This window comes from Thermodesulfobacteriota bacterium (assembly GCA_040753795.1).
Classification (GTDB): Bacteria; Desulfobacterota; Desulfobacteria; order Desulfobacterales; family Desulfosudaceae; genus JBFMDX01.
In genome coordinates this window covers 1-21,640 of record JBFMDX010000018.1, presented here as the reverse complement: position 1 = coordinate 21,640, position 21,640 = coordinate 1, and the positions used below count along the sequence as shown (strand labels likewise).

Genomic DNA, 21,640 nt, shown 5'->3' with positions numbered 1-21,640 from the left:
ACGACTGGTCATGATGACATTTCTGCGATCCTCTTTTCTGCCGATGCTTCTGATACCGTGGATCATATCCGCTTTGATGCCGGCCGCGGCCGGCGCCTGTTCCTGCTTCTGGCAGGGGCCTTTCCTGAAGGTCGCCAGACAAGCCCCGTTGGTCATCAGGGGCACAATTATCCGCCATCATCCCGGACCAGCGCCGGCCATGGATGTTCATGTGCTGGAAACCCTTTCCGGCGGGCTGCTTGATTCGGGGATGAGGATCCAGATGGGTGACGGCATGCACTGCCGGCCTTCAATGGACGGATTTCCGCCGGGCAGCGAGTGGATCCTGGCTTTAAACGGCGCAGGCGCAAAGCCCGCCAATGGATGGGCGCTGTCCCATTGCGGCGAATACTGGCTGCGGGTCGAAAGCGGCCAGGTGATTGGCAGCATTGACGGGGATGAAAAGCAGGTCAAGCAGATACCTCTGGACGAATTTAAAGACAGGTTTCTGTATCCGAAATTCGACCAGCAATTTTCAGGAAAAATAACGGCCGGCCAGCAATGGCGCCGCGCCTTTGGCGGGCGTTTTGAGTTTATCCTCGAACCGGCGCCCGCGGGATGGGAAATCATTATCCGGGAATATGGCCGCGAGGAAAACCTGTCACGCCTGACCGCGCCGCTCCATGCGGCGGCCAATCCAAGAGAAATCGAAGGCTGGCAGCTTTCCGACCGCCCCGCGGATTGCGCTTCCCGACCCTATGAAGCCGAAGCCGGACCGGCCAATCCCCGGCAATTCATCTATTCACCGGAAGTCGGCCGGCAAATCGACGGCCCCGACGCCGGCCGATGGGTAACGCCGGAAGAGGTTCAACGCATTGAACTCTTCGGCCGGGGGACGTTAACCATAGAACAATTCAATCTCCGGCCCGGCACAGAAACCGGTTGCCCGATTATTGAGTGGCTGCAATTTTCCGTGCGCCTCGAAGGCGGGTATTGAAATTGACACCAAGGTCGCGGGAAAAAACCATTGATGGATGGAACTACCGCACACCGCGGGAAGAGGAAAATGGATTGATGCCGTTTTCGGCAAAATAAAGCCAGGCCGTGGCGCCGACATGGGCCCGGTGATCATAAAGGCAGGGCTTCCCGTCGGAAAGGTAAAATCCGGTGGTCAGACCGTCCCGGCTGGCGGCCGGTACGCCTCCGTCCGGCAACCGGCCCGCTTTAACGGCTTCAAGAGCCCGGGCCGCCTGTCGGGCATCGCCGCTGACGGCGCAGGCCACCGCCGCCTGGGCCGTTCCCTCGTACCAGATGCCGTCAAGATCGGTGTTGTAATCAAAACCGTCTCCGACTTTATGATGAGTCTCCATATAACGCAGGGCTCGGCCGGTTTTATCGGGATCATTTAAAACCAGCGCCGCCCAGGTCTGGACATCCAGCGGGACCACATCGGTATTGACGGTCCGGCCGTCACTCCGCGTGCCGGTCCAGAACTTGCCTTCGACCGGGTCCCACATGGACAGAATAAACCGCCTCGCATGCTCGGCCCGTTCGCGCCATTCCGGGCGTCCGGTGGTCCGGTGCAGACGGTCAAAGGCGGCGACAAGATCGATGTTATGTTCGGTGGACTTGAAGGTCAGCCGGACCGGTGACGGTTCCCATCCGTCGAAACCGCCGGCATACCCCCCGTTTATTGAATCCCGGCAGTTTTCCTCGATCCATTGGCCCATCTGTTCCGCGGCGGCCAGATATGGCGTCCCGCCGAAGGCGTCATAATAAGCGACCAGCGCCAGAACGGCCCAGGCCATGTTGCCGGTATGGGTGCTGACCTCGTAGCCGTCCTCCCGGTAGGCGCCTGATTCATCGAGCCGGTACGGCATCCGCGCGGCGCCGGGTTCTCCGGCGGGCCGCCATCCGGGCGGCGGAGCCAGGTCGCCGCCCTGATAGGCATTCCGGAGTCTTCCATCCCGGTAATAACGGTCATTCTCCAGGGCGTAAAGAAAGGCGTCAACGATCAGACCGGCCCGGTCTTTCTGTCCGGCGGCCGTAAAGGCGATGGCCGCAAGGGCGTTGTCATAGACAAAGGCGACGTCGCGGTTTCTTGCATCGGAATCATTGGCCGCCGAGGCCGCGTAACTCACCAGAAAACGCGGCTGGCCGTTCCGGGACTTGTCGTAGCGGATATCATCAAGGAAAAAAACAACGGAACGGTCCTGGTTTTCAATGGCATTGGTAATCCAGCCGAAACCGCCGATAACGTAATTCAGCGGTTTGCCGGCAAGATCGATGCGGTATGGCTTCCACTGGCTGGTGAGACGGATAAATCCGGTGGAGACCGTTGGCGACGAATCGGGAAAGGGCTTGCCGTCATTGCGCCCGACGCCGAACGCGAAAAACTCGACCCGTTCACCGCCGCGGGCGCCCCTGGCCTGGAAGGTCAGGGCCGTGGCGCCCGTCAGATCAAAGCCCGCTTTCGAATGATCCCCCCAGTTCTCTTTTGGACCGGTCCCGTCGCCGGTCAGAACGCCGTTTAAAAAATACCAGCCGCCCCAGTCTCTCCCCCGGAGGCCGGATTCGGCCCTGATGCAAGTGACGCCGGAAAAGGGATGCTCAAGGCAAGCCGTCTCCATGGAGGGAAACGGCGCGCCGCTGACTACGTTGCCGGTTCGCCCGGGAATGGTAAAATGATTGCCCGCCGCCTCGGCATCGGAATAGACATAAAAAAACCGGTGGTATTTATCCTGAACAGCGGCAAGATAGTCCAGGGCGCCCGGTTTTACGTCCGGCTTATCCCCGCAAAAACCGGCCGCCACGAACACATGGAGATAAACAAACAGTATCCGAATCAACCACAGGAGGTTTCTCAACGACAAATATCCCCACCCCCTCCCTTGGACCATGTCCCTTAAACCTTAAACCCTTTTAGTTCCCCTGCTTGGGTTTGCGGAGAAGCCGCAGGATCTCCTCGATGTCCGGGATCTCGGGGATATCGTAGATCCGCATCCATTCGATGTTGCCCGCCTCATCGACCAGGATATTGGCACGGGCGGCGATGCCCGCCTTACCGATGAAAAGTTTGTACTTCCGGGCAATGTCGCCGTGGGGCCAGAAATCGGCCAGGATGTCGGTTTTCTCCATCCCGAGGGATTCGGCCCATTTCTTCTTTGACGCACCGCTGTCCACGCTGATGCCCAGGGCCAAGGTATTGAGTTTCGCAAAATCGTTGAACTTGGCCTCCAGGCTCCGCATCTGGATTTCACAGACCGGGGTCCAGGCCAGGGGGTGAAACGACAGCAGGACCTTTTTGCCCTTGAGGGCCGACAGGGTGACGTCCTGCCCGCGCTGATTCTTCAGGGTAAAGTCCGGCGCCTGGTCTCCGACTTCCAACGTGTTTTCATTCATTGTCCCATCTCCTTTGTTTGGTTATTACGAGTGATATCCCTCGAATCAGGATAGCCGCAACCCGGTCATGACCTGCCGGGCGGCCGTGAGGGTTTTCTCCACCTGGGCCGCGGTATGGGCCGTGGAAATAAAGAATGCCTCGAACTGGGAGGGCGCGAGGAAGACCCCGCCATCCCGCATGCCCCGGTAGTATGCGGCGAACCGGTCCAGGTCGCTTTTTTTAGCGCTTTCAAAATCCGTCACCGGCCGATCGGCAAAAAACAGCCCCAGCATGGCGCCGCAGTAATCGGCCTGGACCGGAATACCCGCCTCCCGGGCCACTGTTTTCAAACCTTCGGCCAGGGCCGCCGCCGTTTTCCCCAGCCCTTCATACACACCGGTTTGCCGCAGCAGGTTCAGGGTAGCGATTCCGGCCGTCATGGCCACGGGGTTACCCGACAGGGTTCCGGCCTGGTAGACGTTTCCTTCCGGCGCGATGTGGCGCATGATCTCCCGGCTCCCGCCGTAGGCGCCCACCGGCATGCCGCCGCCGATGATCTTGCCCAGGCAGGTGATGTCCGGCATGATCCCGTATTTTTCCTGGGCCCCGCCCAGAGCCACCCGGAACCCGGACATGACTTCATCGAAAATCAATAAACTGCCGCTGACCGTTGTCTCCCGGCGCAGGGTTTCCAGAAAACCGGGGGCGGGCAGCACCAGCCCCATATTGCCGGCCACGGGCTCCACGATCACGGCGGCAATGCTGCGGCCTTGTTCGGCAAAAAGCCGGCGCACGGCTTCGGAATCGTTGTAGGGAAGCGACAGCGTGTTGCGGGTGACATCCTGAGGGATCCCCGGGCTCCCCGGAATGCCCTGGGTGGCCACGCCGGATCCGGCGCTGACCAGCAGGGTATCGGCATGACCGTGATAGCAGCCGTCGAACTTGACGATCACGTCGCGGCCGGTCACGGCCCGGGCCAGCCGGACCGCGCTCATGGCCGCCTCGGTGCCGGAGTTGACCATGCGCACCATCTCGATGGACGGAACGGCGTCGATGATCATTTGCGCCAGTTCCACCTCCAGATCGGTGGGCGCGCCGAAGCTCATACCCCGCTCCAGGGTTTTGACCACCGCCGCGATCACCTCCGGGTGGTTATGGCCGACGATCATCGGACCCCAGGAGCCGATATAATCGATGTAGACATTCCCGTCGGCGTCGATAATTTCGGCCCCCCTGGCCCGGTCGATGAACAACGGCCGTCCGCCGACCGATTTGCAGGAACGGACGGGGCTGTTCACGCCGCCCGGTATCCGTTGTAACGCTTTTTCAAAAAGTAATTCCGATTGCGTTGATTTCATGACTGTTTTTCCTTTTACGACTTGACATGATTGATGAATGAGCCTTACAGATAGCAGAAAAAAGGGCTGACGGTCAAGCCCGATGAGGCATCATTTCTACATGGCAGGCGGATATGACGGATCAGAAACAGAACCGGAAACTTTCAAAAGTCATCGGCTACATGCTCGGCACCGCTCCGGAGGAGTTCGGACTGGTGCCGGATAATGAAGGATATGTAAAAATCAAGGAACTGCTGAAGGCATTGCACGAGGAAGAAGGCTGGGGACATGTCCGGCCGGCGACCCTGAAAGAACTGGTCATGACCCTGCCCGATGTGGCCTTTGAAATGGACGACAACCGCATCCGTTCCCGGGAGAGGAACGCGCCGGCACCCGCCGCCGAATCCCCGCCACTGCCGCGATGCCTTTATACCTGCGTCAGGGAAAGAGCCTATCCCCATGTTATCAGGAAGGGGATTTCGCCGACCGCCCATGACCGGGTGATATTGTGCGGTGACCGGGAACTGGCGGAACGAATCGGCGGCCGGAAAGGGCCCGATCCAATCACGCTGACCGTCCACACGGAAATGGCGGAAGAACAGGGAGTCGTGTTTCACCCCTCCGGGGAAGGCATGGTTCTGGCGGATTATATCCCGGCCGGATGTTTCAGCGGCCCGGTCCTTCGGGAAAAGGAAAAGAAACCGGCTAAACCCCGGCCGGCCGAACCGGATGCCAAACCGGCGGAAGGCACCCGCAACCGGGCCGGCACTTTCCTGATCAGCCCCCCGGCCGACACCGGCCGTGAAAACATCCGCAGCGGAAAGGCAAGAAAGGAAACGGACTGGAAGCGGGAACGCAAGAGACGGAGCCGGGGCGGCCATCAACACTGGCCGGATGACTGAAACTCGATCATCCGGGAAGCCTTGTTTTTCTCTTTTTCCGGCCTAAAACTCCACACCGGTTTCGCAGAAAACACCGCTGACGGTGCAGTCCACGTTCAGGTCGTCTTCATCCAGCCGGATATAGTCATAGCGGTATCCGGCGGTAACAAAAAGCGGTCCATGAACGCGGTATTTGGCCCTGCCCATCAGACTGACCAGAGAATCGCTCGACAGCGTAACGCCCCGGGCCTCGAATTCCAGGGAAATTTTCTCCACGGGCGTGATCTGAATCGCGCCGTACAGCATGGGAAGCACCAGGGTGTAGTTTTCCGACTCCCTTGCCCGCACCTCCCCTTCGTCGGTGGCGATTGTGCCGGCAACCTTCACGTCAAGATCGGCATTCCGGAAATTCACCCCCAGATCCATCTTGACTTTCTTGATCAGGCCGAAGTCCGGAATGGTGAGACTGTAATAGAGGCCGACATCAAAATGGTTCAAAACGATATCGGTATACAGGGGTTGATCGGCCAGAAAGGTCTTGTCGCCAAAGACATAAGGATCATCCATCATCCCGGTGCCATCGAACGCCATAGGTGTCATGCCCAGATACAGGCTCGGCAACAACGGCAGATCTAATTTCAAGTAACCGATCCCACGGGTATCGTCTTCAAGATCCAGATCATCCTCCATGTCCGCCCGGTCGGGCTTCGAATATAGATTGTAGTAAAGATCCCCCTTGACATTCTGGTCCCAGGCCCCGACGCCTACTTCCAGCATCGTCGCCAGGGCCGGTGTCGATACCAGCAAAAGACCCGCCAGAATCAGTAAACCGGTTCTTTTCATAACGACCTCCTTATTTTAAAAAGACGTGACCTTCAACAAACCGTTTACGGACACAGTATTTAACGTGACTGAAACCAGGACAATTCCCCCGCCCCACGTGGTATCATATCGTTGATTGTGCAAATATAATGCCACTTCAGCCGTCAGGGCATAAATCGGTTTTAAGATTATAACAATTTGTTTTAATTTAATAATTTTAGCGAAAATTTTCTTGAACCCAGTTTCCAGACGATGCGGCACGAAGAATCGGCGGAAGCGGCGCTGAAAATTTTTACACCATGGAAAATCGGCGACCAGGATGGGGTTTGCCCCCGGTCTTTCAGGCGGGAAAGAAGGGGGCCATATGCGCCGACCCCTTTATACATAACCGTTGACACTCAAACAGTCCTGCTATACAGAACAAAACTGATTCCATTAACTCTTATCAATAAGGAAACACACCATGTCAGCAAGGCTTCTTCCCAAAAAGTCGGTGGCAATGGGCGCCGTTTTATTCGCGCTTCTATTTATCATGCCTTCGGTCCTGTTGGCCGGAGATACCAGCGTCAGCTCCGCTTCCTATGATGACGACAACGACTGCAGCAAGGGGTTCAGCATCGGCAATCCCCAGGACGCCTGGCGCGGCCTGGAGACGATCTATTTTCGGGAAAACATCTACAACGTATTTTACAAGCCCTACAACCATGAAGATCCCAACCAGACCATCGCCCTGAGGATCTACCGCCGGCCGGTCACCAGCGAGGCCGAGGGCTGCCCGGACCACATCTCGGTGCCGGAAGGCACCCAGACATACGCCACTACGGACAGACGGCATTCGGCCGTGCGGTTTGCGGTCTTCAAGGACAGGCTTTATCTGTTTTATGCCAAGACCTACGACGGCAATACCGGCTATATCCTCTGGGGAAAATTCTCCAGTGACGGGGCCGTCTGGCCCGATGACGGCAAAAACCTGTGGGAAAACCGCCCCAATGATGACGACCATCCCATCACCATCCAGGGGCTGGTGGCCAAAGTCATGAACGACGTACTGTATCTTTTCATCCAGGCCAAAAACACCCACGATTTATACCTGATCACCTCTTCCGACGGCGTCAATTTCAGCTCTCCCCAGAAGATCGCCACCCTGACCGGGAACGACTGTCTCCTCAACGGCGACGTGATCATGAGGGGCACCGACCTTCAGCCGATGATGGCCTTTGTCACCAAGGACGACGCCCTGGGAGGCAGCAAGGCCACCGGTGTGGCCAAGCTGTATGTGTTTGATCCGGCCGACCGGAGCGTCACCTATGTGGCGACTTTTCCCGACAAATGGAAAGACCTGGCCGTGGTCCAGGGGAACGTTTACAACAGCACCCCGTACAGCCTGCACGCCCTCCAGATATGGGGGTTCCGGTGGGACCACGACGATCTCTATCACATGCAGTTCACTTTCAACGCGGACGGAAAAACGGGATCGTTCAACGCCAGCGGCTATGTGGATACGGGCCACGACTGCTCCGATCATGTGGACAACGAGTTTCGAAGCTACATCGCGGCGTGCAGCGCCCCCGAGCAGGTCGCCGACGGCGGCCAGGTCTCCCTTCAGTCCTACGACTGGGTCTGGTGGTGGGGGGGGACGTCCTCGGCCAACGCTTACGGCCATTCCTACAAGTACAAGGCCGACTACATGAAGAATATCGGCCCCGACGGGGACCAGACCACGGGAGAAGGACCGGACCCCAAGGTCAATTATGTCAACGACGGCTGGGTTCTGCTGGGGATCCTCACGGGTCTTCCGCCCTATTACCCCAACGCCATCGAACAGGAGTGGCTGGGCGATTACTATAAGGTGTCCTACGGGAACGAATTCGAGGTAGAGGTCAGCACCTCGGTGACCAGCGAGAAATCGGTCAGCATGGGTTACGAAAAGGAACTGTTCAAGGGCAAAGCATCCATGGGCTTCAGCTATTCCTACGCGGTGGAGGACACCACCAGCAATACCAAGACAACCACGGCCAAACAGACCCTGGAGTTCGATCCCTCGTTCATCACGCCGGGAATAGAAAAAGGGGCCCAGGCCTGGGGTATTTTCCTGGCCCCGTACATCACCAGCGACCGTTATCAGCTTTACGCCCCCGACAGATCGACCAATTTCGGCCTGACCCTTTACTATACCTACATCGGGGACAACTCCACCATCGTGTCCCAGATCTTTGACATGACCAACCCGGACAACCCCGTCAACGATCCCTTCTTCCACGGGTTCCCGGTCCTGCCCAACAGCCTGGATTACGAGGTATGGCAGGACAACGGCCCGGCCATCGTCAGCACCGGGACCGCGGATTACACCACCCTGCTGTCCAAGCAGATCCTTTGCAACAACTGTTCCTCGGACTTTGAATTCAGCCAGACCATGAGCGTGGAGAACGAACAGAAGGACACCAACACAGTCGGCTTCAGCGGCGGCATGTTCGGCTTTGAAACCGAAATGGAAGGGTCGCTGAGCATCTCTTCATCGAACAAGACCAGCCTGGGCCAGAACATCACCGTCCATTACGGTGTGCCCGGTTTCGAGGAGCAGGAACCGCCTCCGGACGACTATGACCGTTATCTGACATACATGAACATGAACATGTACCTGCTCAACGCCAAAACCCAGAACGCCTTCTGGATACCGGAGGGTGCCAAAACCCAGTCCCGCCAGCATTATCCCTGGTGTCTCACCTGGGATGTGCTGACCTATAAGAACATGGGCATGTACACGGTCGAGGTCGGTGATTCACAGCCGCACCAGACGGTGGCGGCGGCGCTTCAGGCCGCCCCGGGCATGAATACGGAAATCCAGGTCAACAATTCCATCACCGAAACCGAAGGAATCGTCCTGGGCGCGGGGAAGTCGGTTATGATCAAGGGCGCGCCCGGCACGCTCGACGGCAAAGGAAACCCGACCGTCACCGTCACCGGCCTGGGGATAACCGTCCAGGAAGGGGCCTCGCTTCACCTTGAAAACCTCATTGTTCAGGCGGGGAGCATCGCCCCCGTTATTACCAGCAGCGGCGATCTTTCCATCAAAAACTGCCGGATCCTGGGGGATGAAAGCGGGGACGGAATTGTGCAGAACAACGGAACGCTTTCCATGGAAAAATCGCGCCTGTCGGGCGTCGGCGACGACGGACTCAGGATTGACGCGGGCCAGGCGACTCTGGTCAACTGCGCCCTGACGGGTAATGGGGGAAGAGGCCTTCATAACGAGGCCGGCACGCTCATCCTTGAACATTGCGTCCTGCTGCAGAACGGTGAAGCCGACTTCTCCTCCGGTGCAACGGCGCTGACGGCGGCGACCAACATCGTCTTCGGCTACATCGCCCCGGACTCCCGGATATCCCGGCTGCTGAACTGCCTGGTGGAGATGCTTCCGGAATCGGTCGTCATCGGCGACCAGAGAGATTGCCTGCTGAACACGAGTTCCGGGTATGTGATCGAAGACGGTGAACTGACCGGCATCCTGGCGGACAGCCCCTGCGTGAACGCGGGAACGATTGCGGCCAATGAAACCTTTGATATGGCCGGAATTTTCCGCCAGGAGCAGCCGGATATCGGCTCCATGGAGCACGCCGACCTGATGGAGATAACATCCATTCGGAATTTTGAACTGACGACCAGGGATGCGGACCCGGAGACCGCCACGGACTCCGTCCGGCTGGTTCTCGATCTGGAGGCGCCGTCGGACTTCACCCTGGCCGAGGACGCGCTTTATGCTGTATCCTTCGGAAATTACATCATCAGTTCCGAGCAGTTCGATTCGTCCGTTAAAAAAGGGCAGTCCCTTCTTTTCTCCATGAATGCCAACCCGTCCACGCTCCGGATGGCGTTTTCCCCCGACCGGAAACAGATAAAGATGGACCTGGAGCTGTCCGGCGCCCGGCTCCATCAGGACCTCTCCCAGTATCTCCTCAACATGAGACACAAGCCGGCCGACGGCAATACATCGACCGTCTATATGCCTATCCGGACTTATGCCGAAGGTTTCCAGACCGGAGAAGTGTGGATGAACTTCTCATACAAGACCAGCGACGGCGTCGGTAAAGGATCGGCGCCGGGATTGGGCTCATCGACCGCCTCCGGATCCGGCTCCCATGGCGGTAGCCATACCTGTTTTGTTTCCGTGTTGTTTTAAACAGGCGGAGTTAATCCCGTGAGAAACAGGGCCCGAAGAAAATCTCCAGGCCCTGTTTCTCCTTTTTATACTCTGCTCCCGTTCTTTCCCCGACCCGCGGCACCACACCCGCGAGAACGGCCTCACCGGCAGGTGCGCGGCACCGATCATACCTCATTTAAATGATTGACATGTAAAGCAGGCCCTGCCTAAAATCAAATCAAAAAGAGCATAAAGCCTCATCCTTCTGTGCCTGGCGGGACTTTTTGCTTTGCGTACATCAATCGGTTCCCATGATAAACAAGTCAGCCCCGCGAAACTTCTTTTGCATACGGGTTTCATTTAGACCATCTGCGGACAATATCCATGCAAACAAGGGGGTATGAAATGAACAAGGAACTTGCTCGTATTCAGGACATCATCATGCAGTCGGCCCGGCAGGCCAGAGAAGAAACCAGCGCCGAGCCGGAACCGGAGTTAACCAGTCCACCCGCCTGGCCGGTCGACTGCAAGGTCGGGCCCGGTCTGGAAGGCGCCATCGCCTGCGAAAGCAAAGTGGGGTACGTAAACGGCAGCAAGGGATGGCTGGTCTACAGAGGTTACGATATCTTTGACTTGTGCGCCTTTTCAAACTTTGAAGAGGTCAGCTACCTGCTGCTGCACGGCCGCCTGCCGGATCGGAACGAACGCGACCTCTACCGGAAAAAGCTGCTGGCCTACGGCCATCTGAACAAGACCCTGCGGCTGCTCATGGGTTTTCCGATCGAGGAAATGCATGTCATGGGCGCCTTGCGACTGGGGACCAATCTGATGCGCCATGAGTTTACGAGTCTTGACAGAAAAGAAGCCGCGCCGGATATCGACGACGCCATTTCCTGCGATGAAGACTCCATCGCCATGGAGACGGCGGCATCCGGTTCCGACCGCGCCACCTATGAATTTTCCATGAACAAAAACACTTGTCGGGAAGGATCCGCAAAGGAATACGCCAACGGCATCCGCTACGGCAACGAAGCCATCGGCCTTGAGGCGTGTTATCACCTGATCGCCGGGGTATCCACCATCACGGCCGCCATCGCCAGAATCCATAACAGCCGGCTTCCCCTTCAGCCGGACCCGGAGCTGAGTTTCGCGGCCAACCTGCTGTATATGATCTCCGGCCGCAAACCGTCCCCGGTCGAAGAACGGATCATGGATATCTGCCTGATCCTTCACGCTGATCACGGCATGAACGCCAGCACCTTTGCCGCCATGGTGGTCGCCTCGACACTTTCGGATATCTATTTTTCAGTAGGCGCCGGCATCAGCGCCTTAAGCGGGCCGCTCCATGGCGGCGCCAACGAGGCGGCCATCCGGATGCTGCACGAAATCGGCAAGGTTGAAAACGTCGCGCCCTGGGTCCATCAAAAGCTGACGAAAAAGGAAAAAATACCCGGTTTCGGCCACCGGGTATACAAAGCCTATGACCCGCGGGCGAGAATACTGGGGCCCCTGGCTGAATTTTTGGTGAAAGGCAATCCAGGCATGGAAAAGACGTATCAAACCGCAACGGCTCTGGAAAAAACCCTGCTTTCAAAATGGGCTGCGGAGAAGAAGATCTTCCCCAACGTCGACTTCTATTCCGGCATCGTTTACAGCTGCCTGGGCATCGATTTTGCCCTGTTCACGCCGCTTTTCGCGGCCAGCCGGGTGGCGGGCTGGACCGCCCGGGTGGTCGAGTATATTGAAAACAACCGGATCTTCAGGCCCCGGGCGATTTACACCGGTGAATTCAACCTGAAATATCCCACGGAAATATACAAATGAGCAATCCGGAGGAAACCGAAAAGACCGCTCATCCCCGAAAGTTTGGAACCTTCAAGGGCGTTTTCACCCCTTCCCTGCTCACCATTCTCGGCGTGATCATGTACCTGCGATTCGGGTGGGTGGTCGGGAACGCGGGCATCGCCGGCGCCGTGGTCATTGTCCTGCTGGCCCATGTCATTTCTGTTACAACGGGCATGAGCATCAGTTCCATTGCCACCAACCGCCAGGTCCGGACCGGGGGCGACTATTACATGATTTCCCGTAGCCTGGGGCTGCCCATGGGAGGCGCCATCGGTCTGTCCCTTTTTTTCGCCCTGACGTTCAGCACCAGCCTCTATGTCATCGGCTTCACCGAGTCACTCCACACCGTGCTGACGAAAACCGGGTTTACCAAATCCGTCCTCGACTACTGCGGCATGCCGGACAGCCTGCTGGACAATCGCGTCACCGGTTCAGCGGCCTGTTTTATCCTGACCGGAATCAGTTTTCTGAGCACTTCCCTGGCCCTGCGGATCCAGTATCTGGTCCTGATGACCATCGGACTGTCGCTGGTATCGCTGTTCGCGGGCAGTCCCCTCCACCCGACCCTGGCGCAGCCGGCGCTGTGGTTTCCGGAAGGCTCGGAAACCTTTGAAGTCGTGTTTGCCGTGTTCTTCCCGGCGGTCACGGGATTCACCGCCGGAGTGGCCATGTCCGGAGACCTGAAAAATCCCGCCCGCGCCATCCCGCTGGGGACCATGTCCGCGATCATGGTCGGATTCATTATCTATCTTGCCATTCCCCTGTTTCTGGGGTTCAAGGTCGGCACGGACACCCTGCGCAACGATCCCATGATCTGGTTGACGGTCGCCCGGGTACCCTGGCTGATCATCGCCGGCGTATTCGCCGCCACGCTTTCTTCGGCGCTGGGCAGCGTGCTGGGCGCGCCGAGATATCTCCAGGCCCTTGCCCGCGACGGCGTAGTGCCCCGTTTTCTGGGTAGAGGTTCGGGACCCCTGAACGAACCCCGTCTCGGGACCGTCATCACCTTCCTGATCGCCGAAGCGGGCATCCTCCTGGGCGAACTCAACCTGATCGCCCGCATCATTACCATGTTTTTCCTGACCAGCTACGGGTTTGCCTGCCTGGCCTGCGGCATCCAGTCCTGGTCCGGAATTACTTCCTTTCGCCCCACCTTCCGCACCCCCGCCTGGGTCAGCTTTTTCGGAGCCGCGATCTGCTTCGGGATCATGTTCAAACTCGATGCCCCGGCCATGGCCGGGGCCACTGCCGCCATGATCGCCATTTTTCTTTTCCTGCAGAAACGAGCCTCCAGAACCAAATCCATCGACAACTGGCGGGGCTTCTGGACGGCCGTGGTGCACCGAGGGCTTCTCTACCTAAACCGGAAAGTCTCTGACGGGCAGAACTGGCGCCCCAACGTCATCGTTTTCGGCGGCGACCCGATAGAGCGGCGGCATCTCCTGGATATGGCCGGCTGGATGTTCCACAACCGGGGACTGATCACTTATTTCAGCCTGCTGCCGGGCGATATCGTCAACGAATCCATACGGGCGCGTCTTCTGGAAAGCAACGTCAAGGACACGGTCCGGCGCCTATCTCCCGATGTGATGGCGCGCGTACTGGTTACGCCGGATATTTACGACGGCATTCTGGGAGCGGCCCAGACCTACGGGTTCTCGGGTCTTATTCCCAATACCATCCTGATGGGCTGGGGAGAGGAAACCGCTCAACCGGATCGGTTCACCGCCATGATCCGGGGCCTGCTGGCGCTGGACCGCAACCTGATGCTGCTGCGGCATGATGATGACCGGTCATTCGGACCCCGCCGGACCATAGACATCTGGTGGCGGGGCCGGGACCGGAACGCCGAACTGATGCTGCTGATGGCGCACCTCCTCCAGGCTTCCGAAGCATGGAAGGGAGCACGGGTAAGAGTTAACGTGGTCGTGGATCACCATATCACGGCGGAGAAGGTGGCAGCCCGTCTGAAAGAAGTCATCGCCGCGGCCCGTCTGAACGCGGCCCCGAATATCATTTTACGCGGCGGTAAAAGCACGGCGGAGGTCATCCGCGAAAATTCGGGCCAGACCGACATCGTTTTTCTGGGTCTTCAGCAGCCCCCGCCCGACGGCTCCGCTGATTACATTACCCGCGTCGGCTCATTCATGACCGGTCTGGGTTCGGTACTGCTGGTTAGGGCTTCCAGCCGTTTTGACTCCTCGACGCTGTTTCCCGACGAAACATAAAAAAGCATAGGGATGTCAGTATAATAGAGAAACATATGATGAAACAGGCCACTCTACTGATCACTGTTTTCCTTCTGACGTTTATCATAATGATAGCAGGTGGAGAGTTTTATCTCCGTTATAAACTGCCATATTATGATTATGCCAACCAAAAGGTGCATCCACCCTGCCAAGAGGATCCCGTAATAGGTTGGACCAACAATAAAAACACTGATAAACTCCTCTGTCTATCTCCCAACGGGAAAACGATCACTGTTACACATACTGCAGACGGAAGAAGGATTTCATCTGCTGAGAAATTAGCAAAGTCGGATCATCGCGATCAACTGGTAGTAGTAGGTTGCTCTATGACCTATGGCTATGGTTTATCGGATGAAGAGACCTGGCCTTGGCTTCTCCAACAAAAGTTGCCGTGTCTTAAGGTCTTAAATTATGGTACTCCCGGGTATGGGACATACCATTGTTTGTTGATGTTGGAGCAGGTCTTGTCGACGTTGTCTTCGCCAAAAATTGTCCTATACGGGTTTATAGAGCATCACCTGATCCGAAACGTGGCGACGCCACTTTGGTGGGCGTTGCAGAACCCGACTCGCCAGAAAAAAATTATTTTGCCATATGTTGATATTGAAAACAACAAATTGATCCGTTATCCACCCGTTCCAGTCAAACATTGGCCTTTAAGTCAATCTTTGGCAATTGTTAAGACGGCTGAAATTCTATATTTACAAACCTTTCAGGACCCTCAATATTTTATAAAAATGGATCCGGCCTGGCAATTTTTGATGACCGATATGAGAGACCTCTGCGCCAATCACGGTTGCCGGCTGGTGGTGATAATTCTAAACATAGATCATAGCAGCGAAAAAAATTTTTATAAAAATTTTTTAGAGCTTAATAGAATTGAATACATCGATGCTGACATCGGATTAAGACAGGATTTGTTGTTGGAAGGAGATCCTTACTCCCACCCGAATCAAAAAGCCAATCAGGCTTGGGCAGAAATTATCAACAGTCATATTTTCTGCGGGGCTAATGGTAAGATTGCTTCAGGCGGCAGCTGCCCCGAACTATTACGATTTGGGGCGAAGGATTAAACAATTCTCTGTCCTCGCCACAATCTCAAGATCAAGCAATTGGATACATTCTTCAACAGAAGGAGAACCCAGTATTATGGATATTTCTGGCTGTTCATTCAAGTATGGATTGAAATAGAGGACAACACCACTATTTTGTTTTAACATTTGTTTTAAATGATACATGTGTTCTTCGTAAGTATTAAAAGAACGGCTTATTGAAAGAAAATAGCGATTTGGAATTAAAAAAGCAGGTATCCCAGCATAATGGGATACTTTGCTGGGTTCATTCGAAAGAATGTAGCTTGTATTAGAAGTATTATGGATATAATGCCAAACGGTGTCTCCCTTCCATAATTTTGTTGAGTATTCGTTTTGTTTATTAATTTTACAAGCCATCCAACTAGCATCATAAAGATAAACTGCAATTAATATAAAAAAAATAAAACTGAAGAAGAATCTTTTGAACGAACGGTTGAGCGTTAGACAACTTTCATCTGCTCCCATAACCCCTATCAATATGACAGCCCACATAAACAGTGGGGCAAGATATCTAGTATTCAGGCCATTAAAAACGTTGTCGTGGTATAGAAAGGAAAGCAATAAAACCATAAAAAAATACCCAATAATACATAACCCAATAAAAAGTTGGAGTTGAATAATTCCCTGGGATGGTGGATATCGTAACTGGTGGCGTAATTCCCATATGACCAACATAATAGACAGAGAAGCCACACCGGAAGCGAATATAATCTTTAGGAGAAAAGGGCCCTTCAACGGTGAGAGGTATTGTATAATCGATTGAAGGGTAACCCCAGTAAATAGAAGCAAATTTGGAGTTTTTAAAAAAAGAGGCCTTCCACCAACCAATTCAAAAGTATTATCACCAATAGGGAGAACCATAAAAACGATTACTGGCAGGGCACTAACCAGTACGCATAAAATGCATAGGGAAAAACATCTGAAAAATGAACTTTTGCGATTAGCATACCATGTCATAATAGCCAATGCCGGAACAACAGCTATTCCAAAATATTTAGTCATGCAGGCTATGCAAACAAAAAAAGCAGACAGAAAAAGAAATAAATTGTTCTGAGAATTTAAGTAATGAGATATCGTTATCATGATCAATAATTGCAAGAAAATGAAAAGGGACTCGGAAAGTACAAAGCAGTTGAAGTAAACTATGGGCGGAGAAACTAAAATTAAAGATATCGCAAAAAAAGAACGGGCATAAGATTTTTGATGTTGCCGAAAAAGGAGGCAGATCATAAAGCCTATACTCCCCGGAAAAATGAGGTGCAGTAAACGACCAGCTTTATAGGGATCTGAAGTCCAGCCCGTAATCGCGAGTAATATTGAATAAAAAGGTGGCCAGCTTTTTATCGCGTCGCCATAAAACAGGAGCAGATTATTGAATAGCGTTTTATCAAACGTACTTAAAGAGCTAATCCTCCAAAAACGCTTTATAAAACGAGCCATATATAAATACCAATAACCATCTATTGCAAGGCAAAGACCATTTCTTGTAGCAATATATGTCAGTATTGTTGCTATACAAATGACTATAACAATACCTGCTATCGAAATTTTAGTTTTCATTTATAAAAGTTAAGGGTCTCTCAGACGATTTTGATAATGCCTGGCCGTCGGTTTTCTTGGCATATATACTCCTCCGGAGGACAGTCCCCGATCAGAGCTGATAGATGAGGCTGTTGTCGCATACATGGCTTCATCCGGCAATACCAACCGGGATTACGGAAGTAAACAGAACAGAAGTGAAAAGAAAAAAATAAAGGCCATAATATCAAGAAACATGGCGGCGACGCCTATCCGGAATTTGCCACCCCAGTCAAAGTCAGCGGTAAGCCGGTCAAATAAGCCTCCCAATCCATGAACTGCCTGCGAGATCAGCGCCACCAACAGTTCTTTTCCCTTCAGCACCAAGCGCCTTGTAACGTTTATTCAGCACTTCTAACTGACAAGACCGTAAGTCATTGTTAGTTATCGGTTTGGTTCCGGGCACGGCCCGGTTGGGAGGCTTAAAAGTAATTGGGTCAATTTTTAATTTTGATGGTTAAATGCTTCGCTCCCCATCCCTTAAAATGATCTTCCAGTTCCGTAATCTCGAATTTCGGTGGCCCCTTTGCAGTAACTTCAAAGTAGAGAACGACAATGTCTCCGGAGGCGCCCTTCCCAATCGGGGGGGGGCCTGTCGAGACTCCTCCTATTCGCAGTCTCCCGGGTTCGAATTCATTCATATCAAAAAGTTTGAAACCATCCACAGTAAACCCTGTGCGAACAAATTTATTGAATTTATACACCCTGTGATCAAACAATACGTCAAAAAGGAAAGCCCGGACAGGATTCGGTGCCGAGTTAATCGATATCGTATATTCTTTTATTTCCGGTTTTAAAACCTTATCTTTTTTTGATTTATTGGCTACGTTCTGGCAACTTAAAATAAAAGGTAGGCATAAAACTAGCTGAAACAGGCCGATAATTACCGTTCTTTTTCTCAAAGGCTCGCCCTCCAAAATCGAATGAGAATATTTCCAATATAATTATTTTAGCTTTTTCCCCAAAACGCTCAGCTTAATCAATACAATAATTTGTAAGCCTAAAACACAAAAAAGCAATACCAGAAGAATGGGGTAAATTGTTTCAGTTGTTTTGTCGGGGCAACATAATTCTTTAACACTTTTTTCTGATCTTTTCTTTTGCGGTGCCTGTACTGCTTGAACATCTGTTTTAATGGTATTTTTCTTCTGATTTGCCGTTATTGGTTTATCGGTGATCGTCAAACAATCTTTTTTATTGGGTAAGCTAAAAGCCCCCTTTTTTTTTATTCGCCCAAGCGTTGAGCTTGATGTGTTTGAATCCGATTGTGTCCGTTTTAATATTTTTTCTTTTTCTTCAATCGTCTCTGCAGAAGTTGTTACAGAGTTCGACAATGTTTCAGTAGATGAAGAATAAGAATCTTCCAAAAGGTCTTGATTCAATTCTTCTTCAGACTCATCTTGTATGTTTTCAATCTCAGCTTCTACGTTTGTTGCCTCTTCAGCATTAACATTCTCATTTATACTATGATCCTCACTGTCATTTTCATTGTTTTCGCCATCTTGCACCTGCCCTGCTTCACCGATGAACCTGCCGTTTTTCGTATCCCATGTTTTCATATCGTCTTTAACGGCTGTAAACCCGATTTCAATATCTCCGCTACCTACCACCTGAAAATCAAGTTGAAGCATCCCACCGGAATCGCCCTCCTTGATCATACCCTCCGAGGCAACACCCAGCACTTTTACCACCCCAGATGAATTGTCATTGACCAAGAAAATATCACAATTATCTGTCAATTCATTTTGTTGATAACCTTGATATCTTAATACGTTGGGATCATAGGCAAGAAAAAAAGTGAACGCTTTAACAGGTGTGGGGGCGTCATTTGCCGATACGTTAAATGTGACCAGTTCGCCAATGGCACCTTTTTTATCGCTTATTGAAAGGCCGGCAGCATTAGCATAAGCGCATATCAAAAAGAAAACAACAAGGGCTCTAATAAGAACGAATCGCAACATATATTTTTCCATCCTTAACTCTCCCGGAGCATCCGGGAGAGTTAAGGTAAGGAAGAATTAAATAATCTTATGGCGTTGCAGTTAAAATAAAGGGAGTACCCGCTGCCTGCTCTTCGATCGCGCCCTTCACCGTGCTGTTAGTTTCATAAGGGACTAATGTCAGGGATCCGCCAGACAGCACCCATTCAAGTTTTAGATATAGACCAATGTTGGCTGGATCAGGATCATGGGTGATTCGTACAATAGCATGATCATAGTGATTGCTGTAATTGACAAAATCCCCCTTGGTCATCGGTGCTCCCCCAGAAAAAACACCAAAACCATCCGTATTTATATTCAACACGACACTATTGTCGGGGGGAAGTGTTCCTGACCAGGTGCCAGCAATTTCAATGTCTATGCAGGACGGTTTTTTAATAGACCTGTTTAAAATGCACAAAGCATCACTTGCTGAACAGTCACAGTCTAGGTTCACATCACACTCGAAATCATTGCAGCTCCCGCACTCCACGGTCTGGCAGTTACCTGTGCCTTCTTCTGCCGCGCAACCGGCGTCAAGGGGTGATACTTTTCCACTAAAATCCAAGTCCCCGGGCAACTCCCACTCAGGTAATACCGGCGCACTCAGGCAGGCATGTGAGGTTGACCAGCCACGAAAATCATCATCTAGATCTATAAGGTCTATTCTTGTTTCAAGTGCTGTCAGGACAGTAAACCTGACATGGCATAATACGTCCGAAACGTCCGCCGCAATCTTGTTGGTTATCGAATATCCCCCGACAATTATTTTACCAGGTTCGTACTCATTGAAATCACCCTCAAAACCCTGAAGCAGTTCCGCGTTGGGAACGACTGCTATAAATTCAAGCACTGAGGGATCATAGGTTATTGTAAAAAGAAAATTTGAAACGCTGTTGTCGAGGATTTCAGCCGGCGGTGGTGGTGAAGTCGGTTTGTATTCGTTTTGAATACGAATCGGAACATCTATGGTTACACCTGCAGTACAGAGCGACTGACCCACCACGTCAAGCGCTCCGTTATCCTCCTCTTCGCAATCAGTTTCATCCTCATCAGTAATAAACCCGATTACCGTATTAATGGTGCCCGTTGCAGGGTCTGCATAACCATAATTACCTACCACTTTCCCGTGGTCATCGATGTCAGTAGCCATCAGATAATTAACAGTCGGGTCCGTAATTGGAACATCCTTAAAGACACCGGTTTCAATGTCATAAGTAAAACCACCCTCAGCATACAGCCAAAATAACCCTATGCTATTACCGCCTGAATGAGGTTTCTTGGAATACCACCCCGCAATCTGCCCTTCATTATTGATCCCCCTCAGAATTGTTGCCGTTATGTTTTCACCGGGGTAATCAATACTTTCAAATTGTTGGGTATCAGGATAATAGATATAGCCGTGAAAAATAGGATCAGAATAAGAGAAGTGAGCCCCACATATTCTTCCTCTATTATCAATACCATAAGCATATGTTACATCCGCGGAGGCCCCACTCTTCTCGTAAATTATTTGATTAAAGGTTGAGCCATCATACACAAAACCGCGTGCGGTTTCAGGACTGAGATGATTAGAACGGTTAGTGCCAACAATAATCCCTGCATCATTAATGCCATAGGCCCATTCCACACCTCCAGCGACAATATCCTGTCTAAAAAAGGTCCAGTTCGTGCCATCAAACCTGAAACAACCGAGGTCATTGACACTTCCGACAATGACACCGGAATTATTGATGTCATATGGAACCGTATTGCCACTGCTGTGCTCTAAAAGGGTAAAGGAATCGCTTTTGTTATCATATAAAAAATGTTTGGCATCGGTCGCATACATGTCAGTATCAGTGGTTCCGACGACATATTCATCGTTCGGTGAAATCCCCATCACAAAAGTATTCTCGGCTCCTGGATAAAGGATGTCTTTGTAAGCACCAAAAGCGACTGGCACTACTACAGCCATACAGCAAACCATAATGAACAAATACCGCAACAACCTGAATGATCTCCTCATCGTCCCCCTCCTTGTTTTGTTGTTAAATAAAAGGAACTGCTTTTTTGGCCATTTACCTATAGCAAGGTCAGGCTTATGTGTCAATATTGGTTGAAGAAACCTGTTGATGGGTCTTTAAAGACGGGATTCGGCAGAACTGGGGTCGGGCGAGATCGTCGCTGAATCGGCCCGGGCGCGTTTTATCGAACAACAGGTAAAAGAAGCCGTGCGGCAGCTGTCTTCCGATGTGATGGCGCGCGTACTGGTTACGCCGGATATTTACGACGGCATTCTGGGAGCGGCCCAGACCTACGGGTTCTCGGGTCTTATTCCCAATACCATCCTGATGGGCTGGGGAGAGGAAACCGC

The 21,640-nt window shown here is 52.8% G+C and carries 15 protein-coding genes; 6 read left to right on the top strand and 9 right to left on the bottom strand.

Going from position 1 to position 21,640, the window contains the following annotated elements; genetic code table 11:
* The first annotated feature begins 10 nt into the window (after window positions 1–10).
* The gene (locus AB1724_16735; protein MEW6079455.1) at window positions 11–976 is read left to right on the top strand and encodes a hypothetical protein; all 966 of its coding nucleotides are present in this window, start codon (window positions 11–13) and stop codon (window positions 974–976) included.
* 43 nt (window positions 977–1,019) lie between these two features.
* Here the strand turns inward: AB1724_16735 and AB1724_16730 are convergent, their stop codons facing one another.
* From AB1724_16730 to hemL, 3 genes are read right to left on the bottom strand one after another with little or no spacing between them, the layout of a single operon-like run.
* A complete protein-coding gene (locus tag AB1724_16730) occupies window positions 1,020–2,852 on the bottom strand; it encodes a hypothetical protein (protein ID MEW6079454.1) in 1,833 nt (610 codons plus the stop codon).
* Between the two features lie 49 nt (window positions 2,853–2,901).
* Window positions 2,902–3,381, bottom strand: a complete 480-nt coding sequence (locus AB1724_16725) for a redoxin domain-containing protein (protein ID MEW6079453.1) — start codon at window positions 3,379–3,381, stop codon at window positions 2,902–2,904.
* Between the two features lie 45 nt (window positions 3,382–3,426).
* Window positions 3,427–4,719, bottom strand: a complete 1,293-nt coding sequence (hemL, locus tag AB1724_16720) for a glutamate-1-semialdehyde 2,1-aminomutase (protein MEW6079452.1) — start codon at window positions 4,717–4,719, stop codon at window positions 3,427–3,429.
* Between the two features lie 113 nt (window positions 4,720–4,832).
* Here hemL and AB1724_16715 point away from each other — a divergent pair, with 113 nt between their 5' ends.
* Window positions 4,833–5,600: an RNA 2'-phosphotransferase gene (locus tag AB1724_16715; GenBank protein MEW6079451.1), complete on the top strand. Its 768-nt coding sequence runs from the start codon at window positions 4,833–4,835 to the stop codon at window positions 5,598–5,600.
* 42 nt (window positions 5,601–5,642) lie between these two features.
* Here AB1724_16715 and AB1724_16710 read toward each other — a convergent pair whose 3' ends face one another.
* A complete protein-coding gene (locus AB1724_16710) occupies window positions 5,643–6,422 on the bottom strand; it encodes a TIGR04219 family outer membrane beta-barrel protein (protein MEW6079450.1) in 780 nt (259 codons plus the stop codon).
* 442 nt (window positions 6,423–6,864) lie between these two features.
* Here AB1724_16710 and AB1724_16705 point away from each other — a divergent pair, with 442 nt between their 5' ends.
* From AB1724_16705 to AB1724_16690, 4 genes are all read left to right on the top strand, one after another.
* A complete protein-coding gene (locus tag AB1724_16705) occupies window positions 6,865–10,578 on the top strand; it encodes a right-handed parallel beta-helix repeat-containing protein (protein MEW6079449.1) in 3,714 nt (1,237 codons plus the stop codon).
* 366 nt (window positions 10,579–10,944) lie between these two features.
* Window positions 10,945–12,363: a citrate/2-methylcitrate synthase gene (locus AB1724_16700; protein ID MEW6079448.1), complete on the top strand. Its 1,419-nt coding sequence runs from the start codon at window positions 10,945–10,947 to the stop codon at window positions 12,361–12,363.
* The gene (locus tag AB1724_16695) at window positions 12,360–14,612 is read left to right on the top strand and encodes an amino acid permease (GenBank protein ID MEW6079447.1); all 2,253 of its coding nucleotides are present in this window, start codon (window positions 12,360–12,362) and stop codon (window positions 14,610–14,612) included. The genes AB1724_16700 and AB1724_16695 overlap by 4 nt, the downstream gene beginning before the upstream one ends.
* A gap of 35 nt (window positions 14,613–14,647) precedes the next feature.
* Window positions 14,648–15,706 carry a hypothetical protein gene (locus tag AB1724_16690; GenBank protein ID MEW6079446.1) on the top strand — a complete coding sequence of 353 codons (1,059 nt, stop codon included), beginning with the start codon at window positions 14,648–14,650 and terminating at the stop codon, window positions 15,704–15,706.
* On the opposite strand, the gene AB1724_16685 is transcribed toward AB1724_16690, so the two are convergent.
* The 5 genes from AB1724_16685 to AB1724_16665 all read right to left on the bottom strand — a co-directional run bounded on the left by AB1724_16685 (window position 15,683) and on the right by AB1724_16665 (window position 21,241).
* Window positions 15,683–17,287, bottom strand: coding sequence for a hypothetical protein (locus AB1724_16685; protein ID MEW6079445.1), 1,605 nt, complete (start codon window positions 17,285–17,287; stop codon window positions 15,683–15,685). The genes AB1724_16690 and AB1724_16685 overlap by 24 nt on opposite strands.
* 153 nt (window positions 17,288–17,440) lie before the next feature.
* Complete coding sequence (locus AB1724_16680; protein MEW6079444.1) at window positions 17,441–17,608, bottom strand: hypothetical protein; 168 nt, start codon at window positions 17,606–17,608, stop codon at window positions 17,441–17,443.
* 134 nt (window positions 17,609–17,742) lie between these two features.
* Window positions 17,743–18,207 (bottom strand): cohesin domain-containing protein, encoded by a 465-nt coding sequence (locus AB1724_16675; protein MEW6079443.1) that lies wholly within the window; start codon window positions 18,205–18,207, stop codon window positions 17,743–17,745.
* Window positions 18,208–18,249: 42 nt separating this feature from the next.
* On the bottom strand, window positions 18,250–19,278 hold the full coding sequence (locus tag AB1724_16670) for a cohesin domain-containing protein (protein ID MEW6079442.1): 1,029 nt from the start codon (window positions 19,276–19,278) through the stop codon (window positions 18,250–18,252).
* 55 nt (window positions 19,279–19,333) lie between these two features.
* Window positions 19,334–21,241 carry a cohesin domain-containing protein gene (locus AB1724_16665; protein ID MEW6079441.1) on the bottom strand — a complete coding sequence of 636 codons (1,908 nt, stop codon included), beginning with the start codon at window positions 21,239–21,241 and terminating at the stop codon, window positions 19,334–19,336.
* Window positions 21,242–21,640: the final 399 nt, after the last annotated feature.